Here is an 18,262-nt window from a genome sequence, read left to right as displayed (position 1 = left end):
GTCAAACACGGCCACGGGGCGGCAGCGAGCGGTTCGCTGCCGCCCCGTTGGGCGTTTACGTCCGGTGGGTTACCGCAGGTGGACAGGGATGGTCTGGTACCCGTTCGAGATGAACGAGGGCACCAGGTGCAGCTGGTCCGGGTCCACGGCCAGCCGGGAGTCGGGGAAGGTTGCCAGCCACTGGGCCACAGCGGTCACCACCTCGCGGCGGGCCAGGGGTGCACCGGGGCAGAAGTGGGGACCGTTGCCGAATGCCAGGTGCCGCCGGGAGGTCGGCCGGCGCACATCGAAGACCTCCGGGTCGTCGTGCACCTGGGGGTCGAGACCGGTCGCCGCGGTGTGGATCAGGATGGCCTCTCCACGGGTGAAGGCCTCGCCCGTGACCGAGTCGGTGAAGTCTCTGACAGCGAAGCGGAGGGGGACCGAGCTGACGGGGGGCTGCAGTCGCAGACTCTCCTCAAGCGCGTCCTCCAGCTCGACCGTGCCGTCGGTGATGAGGGCCCGCTGAAGCGGGTGCGTCATCAGGTGCACCAGCAGTGTCCCGATGGCGTGCACGGTGGTCTCCGTACCCGCGATCACGATCAGCATCAGCTGGTCGCACAGTTCCTGATCGGACAGGGCGTCGCTGGATGCGTCCGCGGCCCTGACGAGGTCGCTGACTAGGTCGTCGCCGGGCCTGCGACGCTTGCTGTCCACCATCTGCCCGAGCAGGTCGAGCAGCGTTCTCCTGGCATGGTCGACCTCGGCCGGGCTCGCCGCGGTGTCGAACAAGACGGCCGCGGCCCCCTGGAAGGCGGTCAGGACCGCCTCGGGTACGCCCAGCAGGCGCACGATCACCTGGGCGGGGATGCGCAGCGCGTAGGCCTGCACCAGATCGATCACCCCCGTCTCGGCGTCCAGGTCGGTCAGTGCTTCGGTCACGATGGCCTCGATCACGGGCGTCATCGCTTCCACACGGCGGCGCGAGAGGGCAGCGGCAATGGGTGCCCTGAATCGTGTGTGATCGGCTCCCTCGCTGTTGAGGGCGTTGTGCGTTCCGGTCCAGGCGGCGATCAGTCCCTCTGCGGTGGCCAGGTCCGGCCAGTGCGCCCGAGCGTCCCGGCTCACGTTCGACCCGGCGGTGAGCCTCTGTGCGAGGCCGTGGTCGACCACGACGCGCGCCCGCGTACCGGGGAGCTGAGCTGCCGGCGCTGGGCCCATGCTCCGCAGCCGCTGCCCCTCCTGGGCGTTGCTGAGACCGCCCGGCCGGGAGCCGTGCAGCATGAAGGGGCATGCGGGAGGCGGCGTTACGGAGTCGCTACCGTCCGTGGAACTGGCGGCTGGTGCTGGCGAGGTAAATACCGACCGCTCCCCTGGTACGGCATTCGGTATGGCGTCATGCGTGAGACTCACAGTGAAGATCACCTGTCTTTCGATACGGAGAGTTAGCTAATTCATCCACCCGTTCACTCGGTCGAGCGGGAGGCTTGACCTGGCCGTCCAGGGGGCGTGTCCGCTTCATGGCTTATGGATGGATGAGCCGAGCGGTGGGGGGGCGGTGACGCCTACCAGAACAGACCGCATGCATGGTTGGATGCTGATCATCGTTCAGACCAGGTGATGGAGCAACGTTCCAGAGCCGCGCGCACGAGATCTGCGCGCAATGTCAGTGCGTATGGGGCGGGGCTCATCGAGCAGTCAGGGGGATAGTTGTGAGGCGCGGACCAGCGCGCGAATACCGGGAACTGATGAGGCGCTACCGCTCGATGCGGACGCGGCCGGAGGTGGGCCTGGAGCCCCGTCCTGGCGGCCGAGGTGGGCAGCGCTCGACCAAGTTGCGGCAGCCCGACGTCGACGAAGTCCTCGGAAGTGGCGCCGGTGTCTACCAGAAGGTGGAAAGCGGGCGGCTGCGGCCTTCCCCGGAGCTTTTCACCCGCATCACCGAAGTTCTTCGCTTCAGCAGGCATGACACGCGGGTAGCACACCTTGACCTCTTCAGGTCGGAACCAATGCTGCCGCCGGTCGCACCGTCACCGCACTGGCGGCACGTGGTCGACGGCCAGCAAGAGATGATGTGCGCCCTTACGCCCGACGGACGGCTGATAGCCCACAATGCACCGTTCGCCCAGATGTTCGCCGGTGGTGTCCCTCCGAAGAACCTCTGGCGGTGGGCACTCCTCTCGCCGGATGCGCGAGGTGTCACCCTCGCCCACTGGGAGAAGGAGTGGGCGCCCTACCTCATCGAAGAGTGCCGTCTGCTGCGCTACCAGTACCCCTCCGAGCCGGCCGTCCGCCGCCTGCTCGCGGACCTCGCCAACGACCCCCGGATGAGGGAAGTGCCCCGGGCGGACTCAGGCCTCAATGGGCGTGTCTGTTCCTTGCGTCATGCCCGGAAGGGGGACGGGCACGTGCGCGTCATGGTGGCCGAAGCCGCCAGTGTCCGCCTTGTGACCCTCCTCTTCGATGGCGCGTCGACGAGTTGACCATGAATCTTCGCCCGATACCGCTGGAGGAGCCGTGTTCTTGATCCCGGACGACCCGGTCTTCAAGTCCTGCTTCATACCGCTGGAGCAGCCTCTCTTCTACTCCTTGCAGTACTGGTACACCACGGAACTGACCGACTCGCAGATGCGGACGGTCCGGGACGCCTACGACAGCTGGGGCGAGATCGAACAGATGCTCCCGCTGCGATTCCGCGCCCACGTGCCGGAGGCCGCTTTCGAGGAAGAGGACTACGTCCTGGAGGGCGTAGCGGGCCAGCGCCTGACGAGGCTGTACGCCGTGGAAGCCGGTGACCGGGTGCGCCGTCTTGAGGCCTGCTACACGATGCTGCGGCAAGCACAGCTCGATGGGTGGTCCAACCCGCTGGCTGACATACTGCGTGAGATCAACGAGTCCGGCAGCGGCCCTGACGGCGGCGAGGGGGTGGACCTCGTGGACTGCCTACGCCGTGTCCTGCGGGTCCTGTCCCTGCAAGCGCCCCCGCACCTGCTGGCTGGCATCCGTCAGGCAGCCCCGGCGGGCCCGGTGAAGATGATGGCGCTGAACGCCCAGCAGGAGCAGGAGTACTGGGCGTACTGCGAGAAGGTCGTCCACGCGCTCAGTGCCGGCGACAGGTTCACCTACACCACGCACCGCTCGCTGTACGCGGTCTGAGTAAAGGGGCGCGGCGGAGCGAAGCGGTGACCGGGCTACGCGGGCACCATCTGGTGGTCTCCCGCCTGGCACAGCATCGGGTGCTCCGCCATGCACGACTCCAAGGCGCCGAAGCCGTCGGTCAGTTCCGTGGCGTGAGGCAGCAGCGCCTCCATGGTCACCTCCTCCACATCGGGCAGGCGGCGAACGTGATCCGCGGTGAGACTGCCGTCGGCGAGCAGGTCGCCGCTGTGGGCCTTCACCTGGCGCAACGCGAAGAGGCGGTGCAGATGCCGGAGCACCTCTCGGGCCCGCGGATCGGAGGCCTGGTCGACAGCGTTCAGCAGGGCCTCCGCTGCCAGGCGGTGGACGTGAGCCTCGACCAGGCTCAGGGCGGGTGTCACCGTCCCGTTCCACCGTGCGAGAGGGTTGCCGCGGCGGCCGCTGCGCAACCGACTGCGGGCCCTGCTGTGCCAGATTCGCTCGATGTCCGTCAACAGGTCCTGCAAGAAGGCGGACTCATCCAGTGACCGGCCGGCCGCGGGTACCTCCGAGGCGGGCTTCGGGGTGAACCCTCCCATCAGCATCTCGCCGGCCGCCTTCACCCAGATCACGCGATTGTCGCCCTCTGCGGTGACCGTGCCTTCATTCGCGGCCAGCTGGTACGCGATGCCATTGGCTAGGAGGAGGCCCTGCGCGCCGCAGCGCTCACGGCATTCCGTCATCACGGCCCGGGCCTGCCAGGTAATCCACGCCTTGCTGATGGCTGCCAGACGCTCGATGTCAGCTTGCTCCGCGTCCGCACAGCTGGCCCACTGCCGGACCACGCTGCGGTGCAGCAGCGTTGCCGCGTACGTCGTCGCTACGGCGGACAGCAGCGGGGCGTGATGGCTGCGGTGTTCGATGAGGGGCACCTTGCGCCCGGTCGTCATCCCCGAGGTGAGGCGCCGGTACGAGTACCTCATCGCGACCGCCAGGGCATGACGTGCCACGCCCAGGCTGTAGGCGGCCATGCACAACTTGCCCGAATGGACGCGGCTGATTGACCGCAGGAATCGCTTACGCGGATTGCCCAGCGCGCTGCTGAACGTGCCGTCGCGCGACAGCCGACCGTGCTCCCCCTGCAGCAGAGCTTCGAAGGGCAACCGCACGTCACGGAACGCGGTGGCGCAGTGGTCGACCGGAGCGCTCGCCGTCTGCGGCAGTGGCTGCACCTCGATACCCGGGTAGTGACTGCCATCGTTGTCAGTCAGCGGAGTCAGGAACAGGAAGACGCCGCGGTCGATGTCGTCCACCACCAGGCGGGCCGCCACCACAGCGGTCTTGGCGCCCCCGACGGAGGACGTATTCGGCATCCACTTGCAGGCCCCGGGCGTCGGAGTGTTCAGCGTGAAGCCGCCCGCCTCCCACGTCGCGGTGGTCTCGATCGCAGCCGCGTCATTGCCGTGGTCCAGTTCGGTGCACAGGAAAGTCCCGATCCGCTCCATACGGGCGTACAGGGATAGATCACGCCCATCGTGGTCGTGGTCCAGGAGGCTGCCTATGTGCAGGTTCCAGTGAATGCTCGCGATGGTCGCCATGCCCGCGTCCACGACACCAGCCCACTCGTGCATCGCCGTGAGGGCCTCGATGTCGGACGCGAAAGCGACAGGGTCGGCTATCGCCTCGTTGATCAGGTGCAAGCGCTCATAGGACAGCGCCGTTCGCTCCTGCGGAGTCAGGCCTTCCCGGAAGCTGAACTGCGGATCGCTGAACAGGCGCCTCCAGGGCTCGTGGATCTGATCTGCCTGGGGACCGAACAGGATGCGGCTGAAGTCGACAGAAAGCCCGCGTATCGAGGGAGGTTGCGAAGCAGTCACGGTCGAAAATTAGCGGAATCGATCATCCCGCACAGCATGATGATCAACACGATTCACTGCGTGCAGGGTGTGGAAGATGCCCACCTGGTGCCGCTGATCAACATCGGCTACACGGCCAGTCTGGCGCCGTATTCCACGCTACCGGGCAGGACTGCTCCAACGGTGATCACCTGACCGTGTGCCGCAGATCCTTGTCACGCCTGCGGCACACGGATGCCGACGGAACGGCTATCGGGTCTTGCCGCTCTTGGACGCGGACATTGCCTGCCTGTGCGCGGTGACCGCCGGCTCAGCAGGCGTCGCGCCCTTCGCCGCCTGCGGCCCAGTAGGGTCCACGGTGGTCGACGTCGCCCGCGCAGCTGCGGTGTTGACGGCCTTCACCGGCTGAGCGTGACCGACAGGTCGGCGCAGCGCCTCAGCGGCGGCCTGCACCAGACGGGCCCCAAGCTGCCCGTCTGGCCCGGCTGCCCACGAGGTATCCGTCAACAGGTGCTTCAGGTGTTCCCGCACCGGCTTTCCCTCGGCCTCCATCTTGGCCATCCGGTAGGCCACCAACGGCCACTTCCGGGCTGACAGCAGCAGGTTGGCCTCGCGGTCACGGCCAGCCATCGCTTCCATGACCCACCGGGCATAGCGCTGGTTGTCCGATGGCGAGATGGCGAGCTGCTGGAGAGCCCTGACGCGGTTGGACAGATTCAGGTTCCTGGGAATGTCGAGCCCCGTGGTCAGTGGTCCGTAGGACTCCTGGGCATCCTGACTCACCGCAGGTTCCACCGAAGCACCGAGCCCCGCCGCCACCACCTGGGCGACGCCGAGAGCCTCGTCATACGCGGCCGCCAGGACCTCGCGCACGTTGACGCCTCGCCCCTCCAAATTGTCCATCGCCAACGCCAGCTCCGGCCAGCCCGGAGCCGACACGAGCGCCTCGCGCACCGGCCCCGCCGGCAGGGTCTCGCGCACGACCCGCTCCCACCGTGAACTAGGCGTCTCCCGGGACTTAGCCGCTACCTGATCCCGCACGCTAACGGCGATCTCACCGAGACGCGGCAGGAACTCTCCCAGGTCGACGCCCGCCTCGCGCAGCGCCAGCAACTCCTGCGCCCGAAACGGCCAATCAACCTCCTCCATGAGAGCCGCGGAGACGTCGGGCGGCAGCAGACGCTTGACGTCTTCGCTTACCTCACCCACCGCCCGCTTCGGCCAGTCCCTCTCCTGCCCTAGCAGCCTGCGCTGCTCGTGGCGTCGCGTAGCGTCCGCGATGGCCAGGACCAGACGTACCGCCGCGGCAGCGGTCTGCACTGCCTCTCCGGTTGCTTCGCTGAACGACTCCCCCGCAGGTGTCGCCATGTCGTGTTCTCCCCTCGTTAGCGGCCTCGACTCGGGCCGTCCTTACGCTGCTGTTCCTCGCCGGACATCCGTCGGCCCGGCGAGGGCGTTCCCTGCCTGCGGCCCCGGTCGGCTCGCCCCGTACCCGCTGGCGCGGTAGCTGTGCGACTTCCAGAGGCGGAGGCCGCCGAACCTCGCCGCCGCCTCCAGCCGTCCAGCCGCCATACAAGCACCTCAGCAACCGAGTCCGCAGAGTTCAACTCCCGCTGAGCGGCTACCGCTGCAAGCGCGTCGGCCGGGTCGTCGCCGGCCTTCTCAACCTCTGCCAGGCGAGCCCGCAGAGCTGGCCATGCCGAGTCAGCCATGATCTGGTGAGCGTGCTCGGGGACTGCCTGCTGAAGGACACCTGCCATCAGCCGGTCACCCGCGACCGCCTGGCGCCGCCTGGGCCCGCCCGGGTCAGCGGACGTCTTCCGCCGGCGCGGCTTGAACCTGCGAGCCGCGGCCACGCCCGCCGTGACCTCAACCGCCTCGCGCAGCAGTCTCCCGGCCCGTCCGGCGGCGTGCGCCTGGGCCCGGTGCTCCTGCGCTTCATGCCACCTCCGAGAGGCCTCCACCGCCGTCATCAGGGCGAGCAGGAAACCGAGCACGGCAACCGTGTCGCTACGGCCCGCGGCCGCCACCGACTTCGACAGCACCTGTGTCGACTCGCGGTACAGCGCGCGTGCCTGGCCCTCCAGACTCCGCGCAGCCGGAGCCCGAGAGGCCCGCTCGAACTCACGCGCTGCATTGCGAAGCTGATCTCGCACCGAGCGGGGCGCGACGACTGCGGCAATCACGACCAGGTCGCCGAGCGCGGCGACGTCCCCGGCGCCTTGGTGCAGCCCTCGTGCCCCGAGGTAGGCGGCCGCCTGCCGCACCTTGACCTCTGCCACCTTCCAGGCCTCCGCCGGCGACAACGGTTGGGTGACTGAAGTCTTCTGCCACCGCTCGCGCACGCGGGGCAGTGACAGGTCCGCAGCCAGCCGCGAGCCAGAGAACCAGACCGGTTGCTGGCGTCCGTCACGGTCGCCGGGCAGCGCCACCGAGTAACCGGTGACGCGCCCATCCGGGGCAATCCGCTGCTTCACCCGCAGCCCGGCCGCGTCGAGCCTGGCGAAGAAATCAGCTTCGCTCGTGGCGGCCGCAGCTGCCTCACGAGCGAAGCGCTGCAATGTCTCGCGGGCGGCCTCGTGCAGGCCACGGCGGGTAGCCTTCTCCGCCTCCCCGGTGCGCGGCCACTTCCGTGCGGTGCCGTCGCCGTGGGTGAGTCGGCGCAGCCCGAATTCGACCTCGAAGCGGCGGGCGACCTCATGCATCTTCACGATGTCCCAGCTGATGTCGGGTTGCCGTCCGTCCTGCCGGGCCCGGGTCGCCACGATGTGAATGTGATCGTCGGCGTGCCGGACGGCCACCCACCGGCAGGCCTGGTCATCACCGTGCGGGTCGATGCCGGCGGCGTGCATCAGCTCGCGTGCCACCCGCGCCCATTCCGCATCCGTCAGCGTCCGGTCCTCCGGCGGATTGCGCACCGCCACGTGGTAGACGTGCCGGTCCGGCTTTCTGCCGGGTAGGGCGTACACGGGGGCGTCCAGGATCAGCGCGAGGTCGGTGAGAGTCATGCCCGGCGAGCGCGCCGGGTCCTCGATGTTGGGGTCCCAGGCGGCCACCAGGTGAGGATCGACATGCTCGTCCCGCTTGCCCGGTCCGTACAGGTAGTGCAGCAGCCCCGAGGTGTCGTTGCCGTCGCGGGCCTTCTTCGGCATCACAGCCGCGGCCGCCGCTCACGCATCAGCTGCAGCGTGGCCTCGTCCACCCGGCGCACCGCCGCCTGGACATACTCCAGCACCGCCCTCACCTGAGCATCGGTCACCTCACCATGGGAGTTGAGGACATGCGCGATCTGGTTGAGGTTGTTGCCGATGCGGCGCAGCTGTCCGCGCGACTGGATCAGCTCCTGCAAAACGTCCTTGGTATCGGCCGACACCGGAATGACCTTCTCCGTCGCCACGTCCAGGGCGGCGCTGCCGACCCAGGACGCGAGTGCCTGGTTGTCTCGCTCAGCAGCGGTGCGGACGATCGTCAGTTCGGCGTCGTTGTAGGACACCAGAAATCGGTTGGAGCGTCGGCCGCCGGCTTCGCGTTCGCGGCGTCGCACTGGAGGGCGCCGCTGACCGTCCGTTGCCACTGACTCGACCACGACGGCCTCCCCTGCTACCGGTCCGTGCCCGGACATGATCTTCGGCTGACCACCTTACGGTGCTCAGCCGAAGTCCCGGTTACTGATATCAGTAACCAATAACTCGCTTCCGGCGCTTACTGTCTCCTCATAAGGCGCGGGGTAGTCGTGACGTGCGGTCAAAGCTGCTGTCACCTGCGGTACTGCACAGGTATTTCGGTCGGCCGCCGGGATGTCGGTGGTTACGATCACCGCATGCCGAGCGCAGATGTGATCTTGCAGAGGTTGAGGGCACTCCAGGAACGCCGGGAAGCGGCCGTGGGTCCCCTGGTGGAAGTTCTGGCCAGGCGGAGCGCCTTGCTGGACCAGCTCGCCGAACTCGATGTGCCGTACGGCAAGGCGTACGTCGATGCTGAAGCGGCTGGGTGGACGCCGGAGGAACTGGCGAAGCTGGGCGCGGACGAGCCGGTGAAGCGTCCCCGGGTTCGCTCGAAGCGGTCGCGGTCGTCGGTGAAGAAGACCGACGGACAGTCCTCTGGAGCGGTGCCGGAGACGGCATCGCCGGCGGGAGCCATCCCGTCGCAAGGCGACTCGTCCACGACCGTCGGCGTCGCTTAGCACCGCCTCCGACTGACCAGCAACGCAGAGAAAGGGCCCCGCTGCGCGGGGCCCTTCGTCGTGATCACTCCCTCCCCGGCCGATCCAGTGTCCGGCCGGACTCCTCCGCGTCAAGGTCGTACGTCCGCTCCTCGCCGTGTCCGTTCGTTCCTCACGGACACGCCTGCGGTGCGGGCGCTCCACCTTGACACTCCGTCCCCCGGCCTGGGGAAGGGCCTTGCGGGGAGGGGGGAGGAAAAGGGTCGGCGCCCTGGGCTCCGGGTCGGCGGACGCCGTGGGCGGGTGCGGGTCGGCGGGGGCACAGACCCGCTGCACACGGAAGGGCCCCGGGATCTCCGGGGCCCTTCCGTGTGGCCGTCAGGCGACGGTCGACCGGCCGGTGTTCTGCGCCGAGATGCGCGGCGAGAACAGTATCTGCAGGAGCATCTGCCCGCCCTCCTCGACCTCCACCGGGCGGTACAGCTCCTCGACGTACGCCCGCGTCTTGGCCTCCCACTGGCGGTCTCCGAGGATGCGTCCGAACAGTGCCGCCGACACCATCGGGCAGACGACGTCGGCGGCCTGCTGGGCCATGTTCCGCACGCCGCGGCCGCGGCCGACGTGGCGCCACGGGTAGTCAGCCGGGAAGCCGACCAGGCGGCCGATGTCCTCCTGCGAGATCCGCTCGCCGGTCTCAGCGCACGTCCAGCCGTAGGCGGTCGCCGTCACGCACGTCGACGGTAGGTCGGCGCTGCGGGCGCTGCCGCCCTTGGCGCGGCCGGTGACCGGGTCCACGGGGCGATTCCCGCGCGTCAGGTAGGTGCGGCCGGTGGGCCACCCCACGACCTGAGCAAACGTCGTGTCGGGGAACGGCTCGGCGGGCGTCAGGTCGACGAACGGGCGCTCGCCACGGTAGGCGGCCATCAGGCGGCGCTTGCGGTGGGAGGCGGAGCCGTAGTCGACCGCGTCCAGCGTGAACGCCTCGGTGGTGTGCCATCCGGCCTCGCTCAGCCGGTCCATCAGCGCGGCTTCAATCCGGGCGGGCAGGGCGCTCGACTGCTCGACGGCGACCCACTCCACGCTGCCGCCGCGGGCAAGCATTGCCAGGGGCCAGATTACAACCTCCGCCATCAGTCCGGCACGGGCGTCCTCCAGTTGCTCCAGCGGCTCACGGACCTCGTCCCACGTCATCCGGGAGCGGGGCGCGTAGCCGTCCTCGCAGCCGGGCGCCACATCGCCACCGTCGGGGGTGACGACCGGGCAGAACCCGGCGGCCGCGGCGGCCTCCAGAACGGTGTGCTCGATCAGCGCGATCGCGCCCGCGTAGTGGCCCTTGCGCAGGCCGGACGGGTTGTACGCCTGGCACGGCGGGGTGAGCGCGATCCCGGTGACGTGTTGGAGGCACGGGTGCTCGGGGTCCAGGTCGGTGACGTCGGCGTGGATGGTGCGGTACCCGGCGGCCGTCGACGTCGCCACGGCCCCACGGTCCAGGTCGACGCCGACGATGTCGACATTGGCGCGCAGGATGCGCAGGATGCCGTGCGTCAGTCCGCCCGGACCGGTGAAGAGGACCACGATCCGGGGGCGGCGCGGGCGGCCCTGGTCGTCCTTCGCCGGCGGGAACAGCCACTCCACTGGCCACGGGGCCGCGTACCACTGCAACAGCTCGTAGGTCTCCCGGTCCAGGGCCACGAGCCGGTCGGCGGTGTCCTCGGACTCCAGACGGTCGAGCGTCATCGCGGCGCGTTCGCCCTTGGCTGCGCGGCCACACTCGGCGGCTTCCCCAGTCTCACCGTCCACGACGGCGTACGCGCACTGGATGACGCGGAGCATGGCGTCCAGTGCCCACCCTGCGGCCTCGTCGCTCCCGTGAGCCTGGGCGAAGTCGACGAGCAGATCGGCCGTGCGGCGGCACTCGATCAGGTCCGGATGTCCGGCCGCCTGGCGGAGGGCCGCCGCGTCCTCCGCCAGGTCCTCCGCCACGTCGGCAAGCCACTCGGGCAGTGCCGTGCGCTCCTCCGGTTCGGTCTCGATCATGTACCCCTGGTCCTTGTCGTTGAGGTCTTCGGTGGGTGCCGGTCCGGGATTCCCGCCCCATCCGACACTGCTAATTCAATCAAGTTTTGAGGGGTGGGTCAAGGTGTTTGTGCAGGTCACACGCCGTTTTCCGCTCCGGCGTCGGGACGCCGTACGACCGCCCCGGTCGGGGGGCTCCCTCCTCGGTCGGGCAGGCGTCAGCCGACCGCGGGCCGGGTCGGGGTGCCAGGCTCGCCGAAGGCGACCGCCGCAGGCGGCTCGGCCTGGCGGCCCGGCCCGGGCTGTGGTCCCCTCCGGGTGCCCGACCGGGGAGGGAGCCCCCCCGGCCGCCCACCCCCACGCCCCACCCACTCACCGCGAGGTCGGCCTGCGTCCCCCCGCCCCCTCCGAGAGAGGGCCGGGGGTGTGGGGGGCAGCGCCCCCCGCGTCACCACAAGGCGGCTTGCAGCGCGCCCGCCTCCGGTGTCCGGACCGGCGTCGCGGCCGGTACCGGAGCGAGTGCGGGCGCCGCCGGCGGCGCGGCCGGAGCGGGCTTCACCTTCGCTGCCGGACGGGCCGGAGCGGGGCCGTCCTTGGGGCACGCACAGCGGCACCACCACACGCACGGCTCGCCGTCGGGCCGCAGGATGAGCCGGGCGACAGTGCGCCCCTGATGGTTGGTCACCGAGTCCCAGTTGCCGTCGACGTCCGGGCCGCCCTTCTGCCGGTGGACGCAGATGTCGCACCGCCCGGACAGGCAGTTCCAGCAGGTGCCCCGCTCGCACATGCTCCACCGGTGGAACCCCCACGGGTACTTGCGCTCGATCGCCTGGAAGTGCGCAGGCCACACGTGCTCGCGCACCCACGCACCCGCCTCCTCCGGCATCGGCGACGCGTTGGGCACCGGGTCGGTGATGCCCATGATCAGGGCGCCTTGCAGGTTCAACAGCGCCGTGCCCCGTACGACTTCGCGTTCTTCCGGCGTGAGGGTGCGCTGGGGGCGCCGGATGACCGTGTGGACGCCGTGCTGGGGTCGCTGCTCGCAGGCGGCGCGTGGGGCGAACAGGCGCCGCAGCAGGGGCTGGTCGGCGCGCACCGCCGCCACTGTCGCCACCGCTGGCGGCGTCGGCTCGGCGGCCGCAGGGACGGGTGCGGGCTGGGCCGGGGCCGGGGCGGCGGCGGGCCGCTCCTCTCCCTTGAAGCGGCGCCCCTCGGACTGCAGCGGGTAGCCGTTGCTGCGCTTGGGGAGCGGGGCGAGCTTGGCGTCCTTCGCTGCGGGCTCGGCTACGCCCTGGCGCTCAGCGCGCCACAGCATCCGGGCCACCCGGCGCCCCGTCTGCGACGGCGCGAGGCGACGGCCGGAGCTGTCCAGGTGCACGTCCAGCAGCCCGGCCGCCCACAGTCCGGTCACCCGCGCGCGAGCCACGCGCTTGTTGACGTCCCAGCGGTCCGGGACGCAGTCCAGGGCCCAGAACCCGTCGTCGTACTCCCGCAGTTCGAAGTGCTCGGCCCAGTGCAGCACGGTGCGCTGAGCGTCCGACAGCGGCCAGCGCTCCACCTCGGCGATCTCCTGCTCGGTGAGCACGTCGTCGGCCGGGCGGTGGGCCTCGTCGTAGTGCGCGTAGGCGGCGATCCGGGCGTCGCCTTTGTCGTCCCACTTGCCGGGCAGCGGGGCGCTGACGCCGGGCACGCACCGGCCGCACTCCAGCCCCCACCAGTCCCGGTAGCGGGTGGACATCAGCGATACCAGCCGCACCCCGGGGGGCCAGGGAAGCTCGTCCGCACCCGGTGCGGGCGCGGGCTCGGCGGCTGCCGCCGGCGCGTCCTTGGCCCGGGGTTCGGCGGCCGGGCGAGGCGTCTCGGCGCCGGGGCGCAGTCCGCTGCCGGGGCAGTCCTCGTCCGCGGTGCGGGTGGGCTTGTGCGGGGTGAGGACACCGGCCACGGTGGCCTTGTGCAGTCCGCAGCAGGGGCATCGGGCGGTGTCCTCGACTGCGGGCGCGGGGGTCGGGACGCCGGGGCAGTAGCCGCCCTCGTCCTCCCACTGCTCGGCGGCCTCGCGCTCGGCGCGCGCCTCCTGCTCGGCGAGCGTCACCGGCCGCCGGTACCGGCCCACCGCGCCGTACTCCAGGGCGGGCAGACGGCGGGCGGCGGCCTTCTTGTCGTCCATGCGCTTGTACTGCTTCGCGACGCGGGCGTAGCGGGCCTCATATGCCGCCGTGTCGCTGTCGTACAGGCCCGCCGGGTGCAGCCGCGCGAGCTCCAGGGCGACCTGCCCCATCGGAGTGGGCACGAGCACCTCGACGCCGTCGGGACCGGCGACCGCGGTGAGGAACCCAGCGGTGCGCAGATCCTGCGTCCGCTCCCGGTGAACCCTGCGGCCGCCGCTCCACACGCCGTGCACGGCGGCCTGCCGGGCCTGTCCGTCGCGCCAGTACAGGCGGCCGCTCTCCGCCGCCTCCAGCACCCGGACGTGCCCGACGGTCCACCCGAGCATGGGCACGGCGCTCTCGGCGAGGTAGGCGTTCATCCGGGCCAAGTGACGGTTGTCGCTGTCCATGCCGGTGGCGGCCCGCTCGGCGGCCTCCTGCTCGGCCTCCGCGCGGCGCCGCTCGCTCTCCAGCTCGGCGTACTCCTGGGCGGTGAGCCTGCGCTCCAGGGCGGGCCGCAGGACGGCGGCCGTCACCTCAACCCCGGCCGTCTCCTGGGCGCGCACGGCGTGGTCGACGGCGCCGCGGGCGCAGTGGCGCAGCGCGCTGTCCCGCATCTCCGGGTCGGCCGCCCACTGCTCCGCCCGGGCGGCGTGCCCCTCGGCTTCGGTGGCCTCCCGGTGCGCCGCGTGCATGACCTCTTCCAGCCGGGCCGTGTTGCCGGAGCGGCTGCGGCACACAGCGTTCATCGCCTCGTCCGCCGCGGCGACGGCGAGGGCTGCGGCCTCGCGGGCCACCCGGAGGCAGGTCTGCGGGGTCGGCTCCTCCGGTGCGGTCTCGTCCATGTGGTCCGTCCTTGATCGTTGAGGCTTCTCGGTGGCGTCAGTCCGGGATTCCCGCCCCGTCTGACACTGCTAATTCAATCAAGTTTTGGGGTGTAGGTCAAGGTGAAATCGCAGATCAGGGCTGGTTTCTCGTCCTTCTCGCGGCCACACCGACGGCCAGCGTCCGCCCGTTCGAGGCGGGGCTGGCCGGGCACGTTCCGGCCGCCGGTCAGCCCTGCCTGCGGGCCTCGGTGACGGCTGCTCTCCAGGTGGTCCAGTGGCCTCCGTACTGCTCGGCGAGGGCTTTGGCGGTCTCCCCCGCCTTCCGGCCGGGCTCGGCGGCCAGGGCCTCGACCGCCAGGGCGACCCGGGGGTCCGGCCCCTTCGTCTGCGGGCGGCCGGCCGCTCCGGCCCGCGGGCGGGAGTCGGCGTACTCCCACAGTTGGCGCCGGGTGCGGTACTCGCGCACCCGGCCGCTCTCCAGCTCCTCGGTGCGCACGGGGGCGGGCCACCCGGGCGGCGGGTTGTCGCGGTAGTGACTGATCGCGCTGACGTCGATCCCGAGCACCTTCGCCTGGTCGGCGGGGGGCAGCTCCTCGTCGGGGTTGCCGCTGTAGTCGACGCCGTTGCGCTGCCGCTGGTACGCGGTGAACCAGCGCTCCCACTCCTCCAGGTCCCAGTACAGGACGCGGTCAATCCTGCGGGCGGGCGGGTGCCCGTTGTCCTCGCGGTCCGCCCACAGGGCGCGCAGGGTGGCGTCGCCCTTGTACCCGGCTCGCTCGGACAGTTCGGCCCGGGTGGCGTACGACCGTCCGTCGATGGTCTTCATCAGTCCTGCTCCTCGGTGTGTGCGGAACGCGTCTACCATGTTGGCGTGCTCGGTTGACGGCCTGTTGAGGGCCTTCGGTGGCCGGGCCTTGCGGCCGACGGGATTCCCACGCTTTTGCGCCCCGTCGGCCGCCTTGCGTCTGCGGCCGGCGCCCCGCCGGCTCGTTGGCCGTGAGGCGGCATCCCCACGGCCAGTGGCCAGCCGGGCCCGGGATGATCCGGGCCCGGCTGGCCGGGCGAGCGACGGGGCGGAGCTACCGGCTGTAGGCGGCGATCAGCTCGCGGACCTTGGCGTCACCGACGCACCCGGCGGGCGCCTCGAACTCGGCGGACGCCGGGTGCCGGTAGGTGCTGGGCAGTTCGCCGTTGCGGCCGCGCTGGTGCGACCAGTAGCGCGGACCCTGCCAGCCGCACAGCTCGCACTCCTGCCACCACGGGTTGTCGCTGCCGGGAAAACCGGTGTAGGGCTTCCAGCGGTGCAGCGTCAGCGCCGCCATGACCTGCTGTGCGGTCTCGATGTTGCGGGGGGTCTGCGGCATCCGGGGGTGCAGCAGCGGCACGTCGCCGTCCAGCACCGGCACGGCGGCCGTCACGTCCGAGAGGGTCAGGGCCGTGATCCGACCGGCCGCGTACTCGGCGGCCACCTGCGCGGCCGCCGCCTGCGCGGCCGCCTGGCGGACGCCGCGGCGGCCCTTCTCCGGACGGCCAAGGTTGCGCTCGCCCTCGCTGGTGAGGGTGAGCCAGTCGCGGTGCCAGCGGAAAACCGCGCCGATCACGGTGTTCTCGCCGATCAGGACGGGGTAGCGGCGCTCCCAGTCAGGGGTGCCGAGCCGGAAAGCCAGGGTCGTGGTGGTCATGCTCGTGCCTTTCGTTGAGGTTGATCGGTGTCGGGCTGCTGGCCTGGTGACGCGGGCGGGGATTCCCGCCACTCGCCCGCGTCACCGGACGGTGGCCGCAGATCAATCGCCGGACTGGGCGTTTCCGGCCTCCGCCGGGTCTTCCGCGGGCACGCTGCCGCCATGCCGGGGAAGGCGCTGGAGGATGGCGGCGACGAGGGCTGCCGTGTCCTGGTCGAAGGGAAGCGGGCGGTCCGCGGAGTCGTACAGCTCGGTCGTGCCGTCAACGGGGTGGGCAACCTCTGCCCGCCAGCTCTCGTGGGCCCGGACCGGGTGCTCGATGCTGACGTCGTCGCTCATCCCGTCGTCGTCGGGCAGGGTGGTGCCGGTGAAGCGGAGCGTCGCACCGTCGGCGAGCGGGACGGCAACGTATTCGGCGCTGCGGTCCCAGCCGGGCAGGCAGTGGACCCCTGCGGCGCGGAGCTGGGTGAGGGGGGCCGTGATCGCCCGGTCGTCAGAGAGGTTCTGGTGGAAGCCGGTCATGACTGGCCTTTCGTTGAGGTTGATCGGTGTCGGGCCGGTGACGCGGGCGGGATTCCCGCCCCGCCCGCGTCACCGGCGGCTGCGGGTCAGCGGCAGGTCGGACGGCCGTAGACCATGCACCCGTGCCGCAGGTGGGTCGTGAACTCCAGGTGCTCCTCGCACATGCGGGGCGTCCACGGCGTCAGCGGGGAGATCGGGAAGTACGTGCAGCGTTCGGGGTGCTCCTGGGCGGTCCAGGCGTCCTCGTAGTCGCCGTACAGCTCGCCGTCGCTGCCGCCGTCCGTGAGGCGGATCGCGACCCATCCGCTACCGCCGTCCTCCAGGTGCGTGGCGATCACCTCGCCCATGCGGGCGACGGCGCTGGACAGGGTGTACTCGCGGCGGGCGAGGGAGGCGGCGTGCGCGTGGCTGACTGCGGTGTAGGTCTGCACGCTCAGCGACTCGGATTCGGCGTCCAGGCAGGAGCCGGTCAGCTCCTCCCACTGGGCCCGCCGCTCCGCCGGGTGGTCGGCCTGGCGCTCGACGTACACCACGCGCCGCCTGGGATGCCAGTCTTCCTTGCGGCGCTCGGCCCAGCCGGGGTCGCGGTCGTCGACGATCACGAGGTAGACGGCGGGGCTCTTGTGGAGATCCACGCGGTAAGCGGGGGTCGGGGCGGCGGCGCTGCTCATGACGTGCTCCTTGTTGAGGCGTTTCGGTGGCCGGGGCCCGCAGGCGGGCGGGGATTCCCGCCCCCGCCCGCCTGAGGAGTCGTAACCGGTCAGGCTTGCAGAGCTGTGGTGATGTCCATCTGGAGGATCAGCCAGTCCGGGCCGCCCTTGGCCTGGACGAGACCGGCGTAGAGCAGCACCGCCTCATCGCCGGTGAGGGCACGGACACCGTGCTCGGCAAGGAAGGCGTCGATCGCCTCCAGCGGCTCGTCGGCGTACTGGAAGACCTCCACCAGGCCGTGGATGCCCTTGGGTTCACCGTCGCCCTCCCACAGCTGGACGGCGAAGGTCCGCAGGACCGGGTCGAACACCGGCCGCAGTACCGCGTTCGTGCCGTCCAGCGGGATGCGGTCGAGGTTCTCGAAGTCCGCGAGGGTGAAGTCCACGATGGTGCCTTTCGTTGAGGTTCTCGGTGGTGGATCCGGCGGGGTGGGCGGGATTCCCGCCCCGTCCACCCCGCAGGGGTGAGGGTCAGCCCTGGCGGGCCGGGTTCTCGATGACGCGGAATGCGGTGCCGTTATCGGCGGTCAGGACCGCGCCGCGAGCCAGGTCCTCCACGTGCGCCCGGATCTCGCCGGTCCGGAAGTCGGCCTTCTGCATCTGGACCGTGAGGCAGCCCGCGACGTCGATACGCTCGGCCGTCTCGTAGCCCTCGGCGATGGTGATCCAGTCCTGGCCCGCGGGACGGAACTGACCCAGGTACACCGGGAGCTTCGGGGCGGTGGCGGACCGGCCCCGCTTGACCCGCTCGACCATGAACTCCAGGTACCGCGCCCGATCGCGCCGGTACTCGGCCACAGCCTCCTCGATGGCGCGCTCGGCGCCGCCCGGACGCTCGATCTTGTCGGCCAGGTGCAGCAGATCCGTGATCAACTCCGCAATCTGGGTGGCGCCGGGAGTCTTCTGGTACAGCTCCCACGCCGGTCGCGCCTGCTCGGCGACGTTCGCGGGGATGGCCGGGGTGTCGTCAACGAAGACGGGGCCGTCGTCCAGTGCTCCAGTCATGCTCTTTCCCTTTCGTTGAGGTTCTTCGGTGTGGACCGCAGGTCCGGTGCCTTCCGGGGATTCCCGCCCCCTTCCGACACTGCTAATTCAATCAAGTTTTGAGCTCCACGTCAAGTCGAAAGCGCAGATCAGACGGCCTTTTTCCGGGGCCGCGCCCGGCATGGAGACGCAGTACGGCCGCCCCGCCCGGGGGGCTCCCTCCTCGGTCGGGCAGGCGTTAGCCGACCACAGGCCGGGTC

17 protein-coding genes are annotated in these 18,262 nt (G+C 70.6%); 4 read left to right on the top strand and 13 right to left on the bottom strand.

Annotated features, from left to right (window positions below; translation table 11 throughout):
* Positions 1-69: 69 nt before the first annotated feature.
* Entirely contained in the window at positions 70-1,263 is a 1,194-nt protein-coding gene (locus C3492_RS35390) for a cytochrome P450 (protein ID WP_103816744.1), read from the bottom strand.
* A 464-nt stretch (positions 1,264-1,727) separates the two neighbouring features.
* Here C3492_RS35390 and C3492_RS35385 point away from each other — a divergent pair, with 464 nt between their 5' ends.
* Positions 1,728-2,462 carry a sulfotransferase gene (locus C3492_RS35385; RefSeq protein ID WP_103816743.1) on the top strand — a complete coding sequence of 245 codons (735 nt, stop codon included), beginning with the start codon at positions 1,728-1,730 and terminating at the stop codon, positions 2,460-2,462.
* A gap of 34 nt (positions 2,463-2,496) precedes the next feature.
* Entirely contained in the window at positions 2,497-3,135 is a 639-nt protein-coding gene (locus C3492_RS35380; RefSeq protein WP_103816742.1) for a hypothetical protein, read from the top strand.
* A 35-nt stretch (positions 3,136-3,170) separates the two neighbouring features.
* Here the strand turns inward: C3492_RS35380 and C3492_RS35375 are convergent, their stop codons facing one another.
* Complete coding sequence (locus C3492_RS35375) at positions 3,171-4,973, bottom strand: acyl-CoA dehydrogenase (RefSeq protein WP_103816741.1); 1,803 nt, start codon at positions 4,971-4,973, stop codon at positions 3,171-3,173.
* A 36-nt stretch (positions 4,974-5,009) separates the two neighbouring features.
* On the opposite strand from C3492_RS35375, the gene C3492_RS44915 reads away from it, so the two are divergent.
* A complete protein-coding gene (locus C3492_RS44915) occupies positions 5,010-5,147 on the top strand; it encodes a hypothetical protein (protein ID WP_181140713.1) in 138 nt (45 codons plus the stop codon).
* A gap of 54 nt (positions 5,148-5,201) precedes the next feature.
* Here the strand turns inward: C3492_RS44915 and C3492_RS35370 are convergent, their stop codons facing one another.
* The 3 genes from C3492_RS35370 to C3492_RS35360 are packed head-to-tail and all read right to left on the bottom strand — an operon-like array spanning position 5,202 to position 8,445.
* The gene (locus C3492_RS35370) at positions 5,202-6,320 is read right to left on the bottom strand and encodes a hypothetical protein (protein ID WP_146075746.1); all 1,119 of its coding nucleotides are present in this window, start codon (positions 6,318-6,320) and stop codon (positions 5,202-5,204) included.
* A 17-nt stretch (positions 6,321-6,337) separates the two neighbouring features.
* On the bottom strand, positions 6,338-8,104 hold the full coding sequence (locus C3492_RS35365; protein ID WP_146075745.1) for a relaxase/mobilization nuclease domain-containing protein: 1,767 nt from the start codon (positions 8,102-8,104) through the stop codon (positions 6,338-6,340).
* Positions 8,104-8,445 (bottom strand): MobC family plasmid mobilization relaxosome protein, encoded by a 342-nt coding sequence (locus C3492_RS35360; RefSeq protein WP_181140712.1) that lies wholly within the window; start codon positions 8,443-8,445, stop codon positions 8,104-8,106. The genes C3492_RS35365 and C3492_RS35360 overlap by 1 nt, the downstream gene beginning before the upstream one ends.
* Positions 8,446-8,772: 327 nt before the next feature.
* Here C3492_RS35360 and C3492_RS35355 point away from each other — a divergent pair, with 327 nt between their 5' ends.
* Complete coding sequence (locus C3492_RS35355; protein WP_146075744.1) at positions 8,773-9,135, top strand: hypothetical protein; 363 nt, start codon at positions 8,773-8,775, stop codon at positions 9,133-9,135.
* 357 nt (positions 9,136-9,492) lie between these two features.
* Here the strand turns inward: C3492_RS35355 and C3492_RS35350 are convergent, their stop codons facing one another.
* From C3492_RS35350 to C3492_RS35305, 8 genes are all read right to left on the bottom strand, one after another.
* A complete protein-coding gene (locus C3492_RS35350) occupies positions 9,493-11,151 on the bottom strand; it encodes a hypothetical protein (protein ID WP_181140711.1) in 1,659 nt (552 codons plus the stop codon).
* 427 nt (positions 11,152-11,578) lie between these two features.
* A complete protein-coding gene (locus C3492_RS44910; protein WP_181140710.1) occupies positions 11,579-14,122 on the bottom strand; it encodes a DUF6248 family natural product biosynthesis protein in 2,544 nt (847 codons plus the stop codon).
* Between the two features lie 208 nt (positions 14,123-14,330).
* The gene (locus tag C3492_RS35330; protein ID WP_103816734.1) at positions 14,331-14,930 is read right to left on the bottom strand and encodes a hypothetical protein; all 600 of its coding nucleotides are present in this window, start codon (positions 14,928-14,930) and stop codon (positions 14,331-14,333) included.
* Between the two features lie 253 nt (positions 14,931-15,183).
* Positions 15,184-15,786: a hypothetical protein gene (locus C3492_RS35325; RefSeq protein ID WP_103816733.1), complete on the bottom strand. Its 603-nt coding sequence runs from the start codon at positions 15,784-15,786 to the stop codon at positions 15,184-15,186.
* A gap of 102 nt (positions 15,787-15,888) precedes the next feature.
* Positions 15,889-16,308: a hypothetical protein gene (locus C3492_RS35320; protein ID WP_103816732.1), complete on the bottom strand. Its 420-nt coding sequence runs from the start codon at positions 16,306-16,308 to the stop codon at positions 15,889-15,891.
* Between the two features lie 86 nt (positions 16,309-16,394).
* Entirely contained in the window at positions 16,395-16,979 is a 585-nt protein-coding gene (locus C3492_RS35315) for a hypothetical protein (protein ID WP_103816731.1), read from the bottom strand.
* Between the two features lie 89 nt (positions 16,980-17,068).
* Complete coding sequence (locus tag C3492_RS35310) at positions 17,069-17,404, bottom strand: hypothetical protein (protein ID WP_103816730.1); 336 nt, start codon at positions 17,402-17,404, stop codon at positions 17,069-17,071.
* 85 nt (positions 17,405-17,489) lie between these two features.
* The gene (locus C3492_RS35305; protein ID WP_103816729.1) at positions 17,490-18,023 is read right to left on the bottom strand and encodes a hypothetical protein; all 534 of its coding nucleotides are present in this window, start codon (positions 18,021-18,023) and stop codon (positions 17,490-17,492) included.
* Between the last annotated feature and the right edge of the window lie 239 nt (positions 18,024-18,262).

This window comes from Streptomyces sp. Ru62, from assembly GCF_002920615.1.
Taxonomy (GTDB): Bacteria; Actinomycetota; Actinomycetes; order Streptomycetales; family Streptomycetaceae; genus Streptomyces.
The sequence above is the reverse complement of the archived record's forward strand: the minus strand, read 5'-3'. Positions and strand labels throughout refer to the sequence as shown.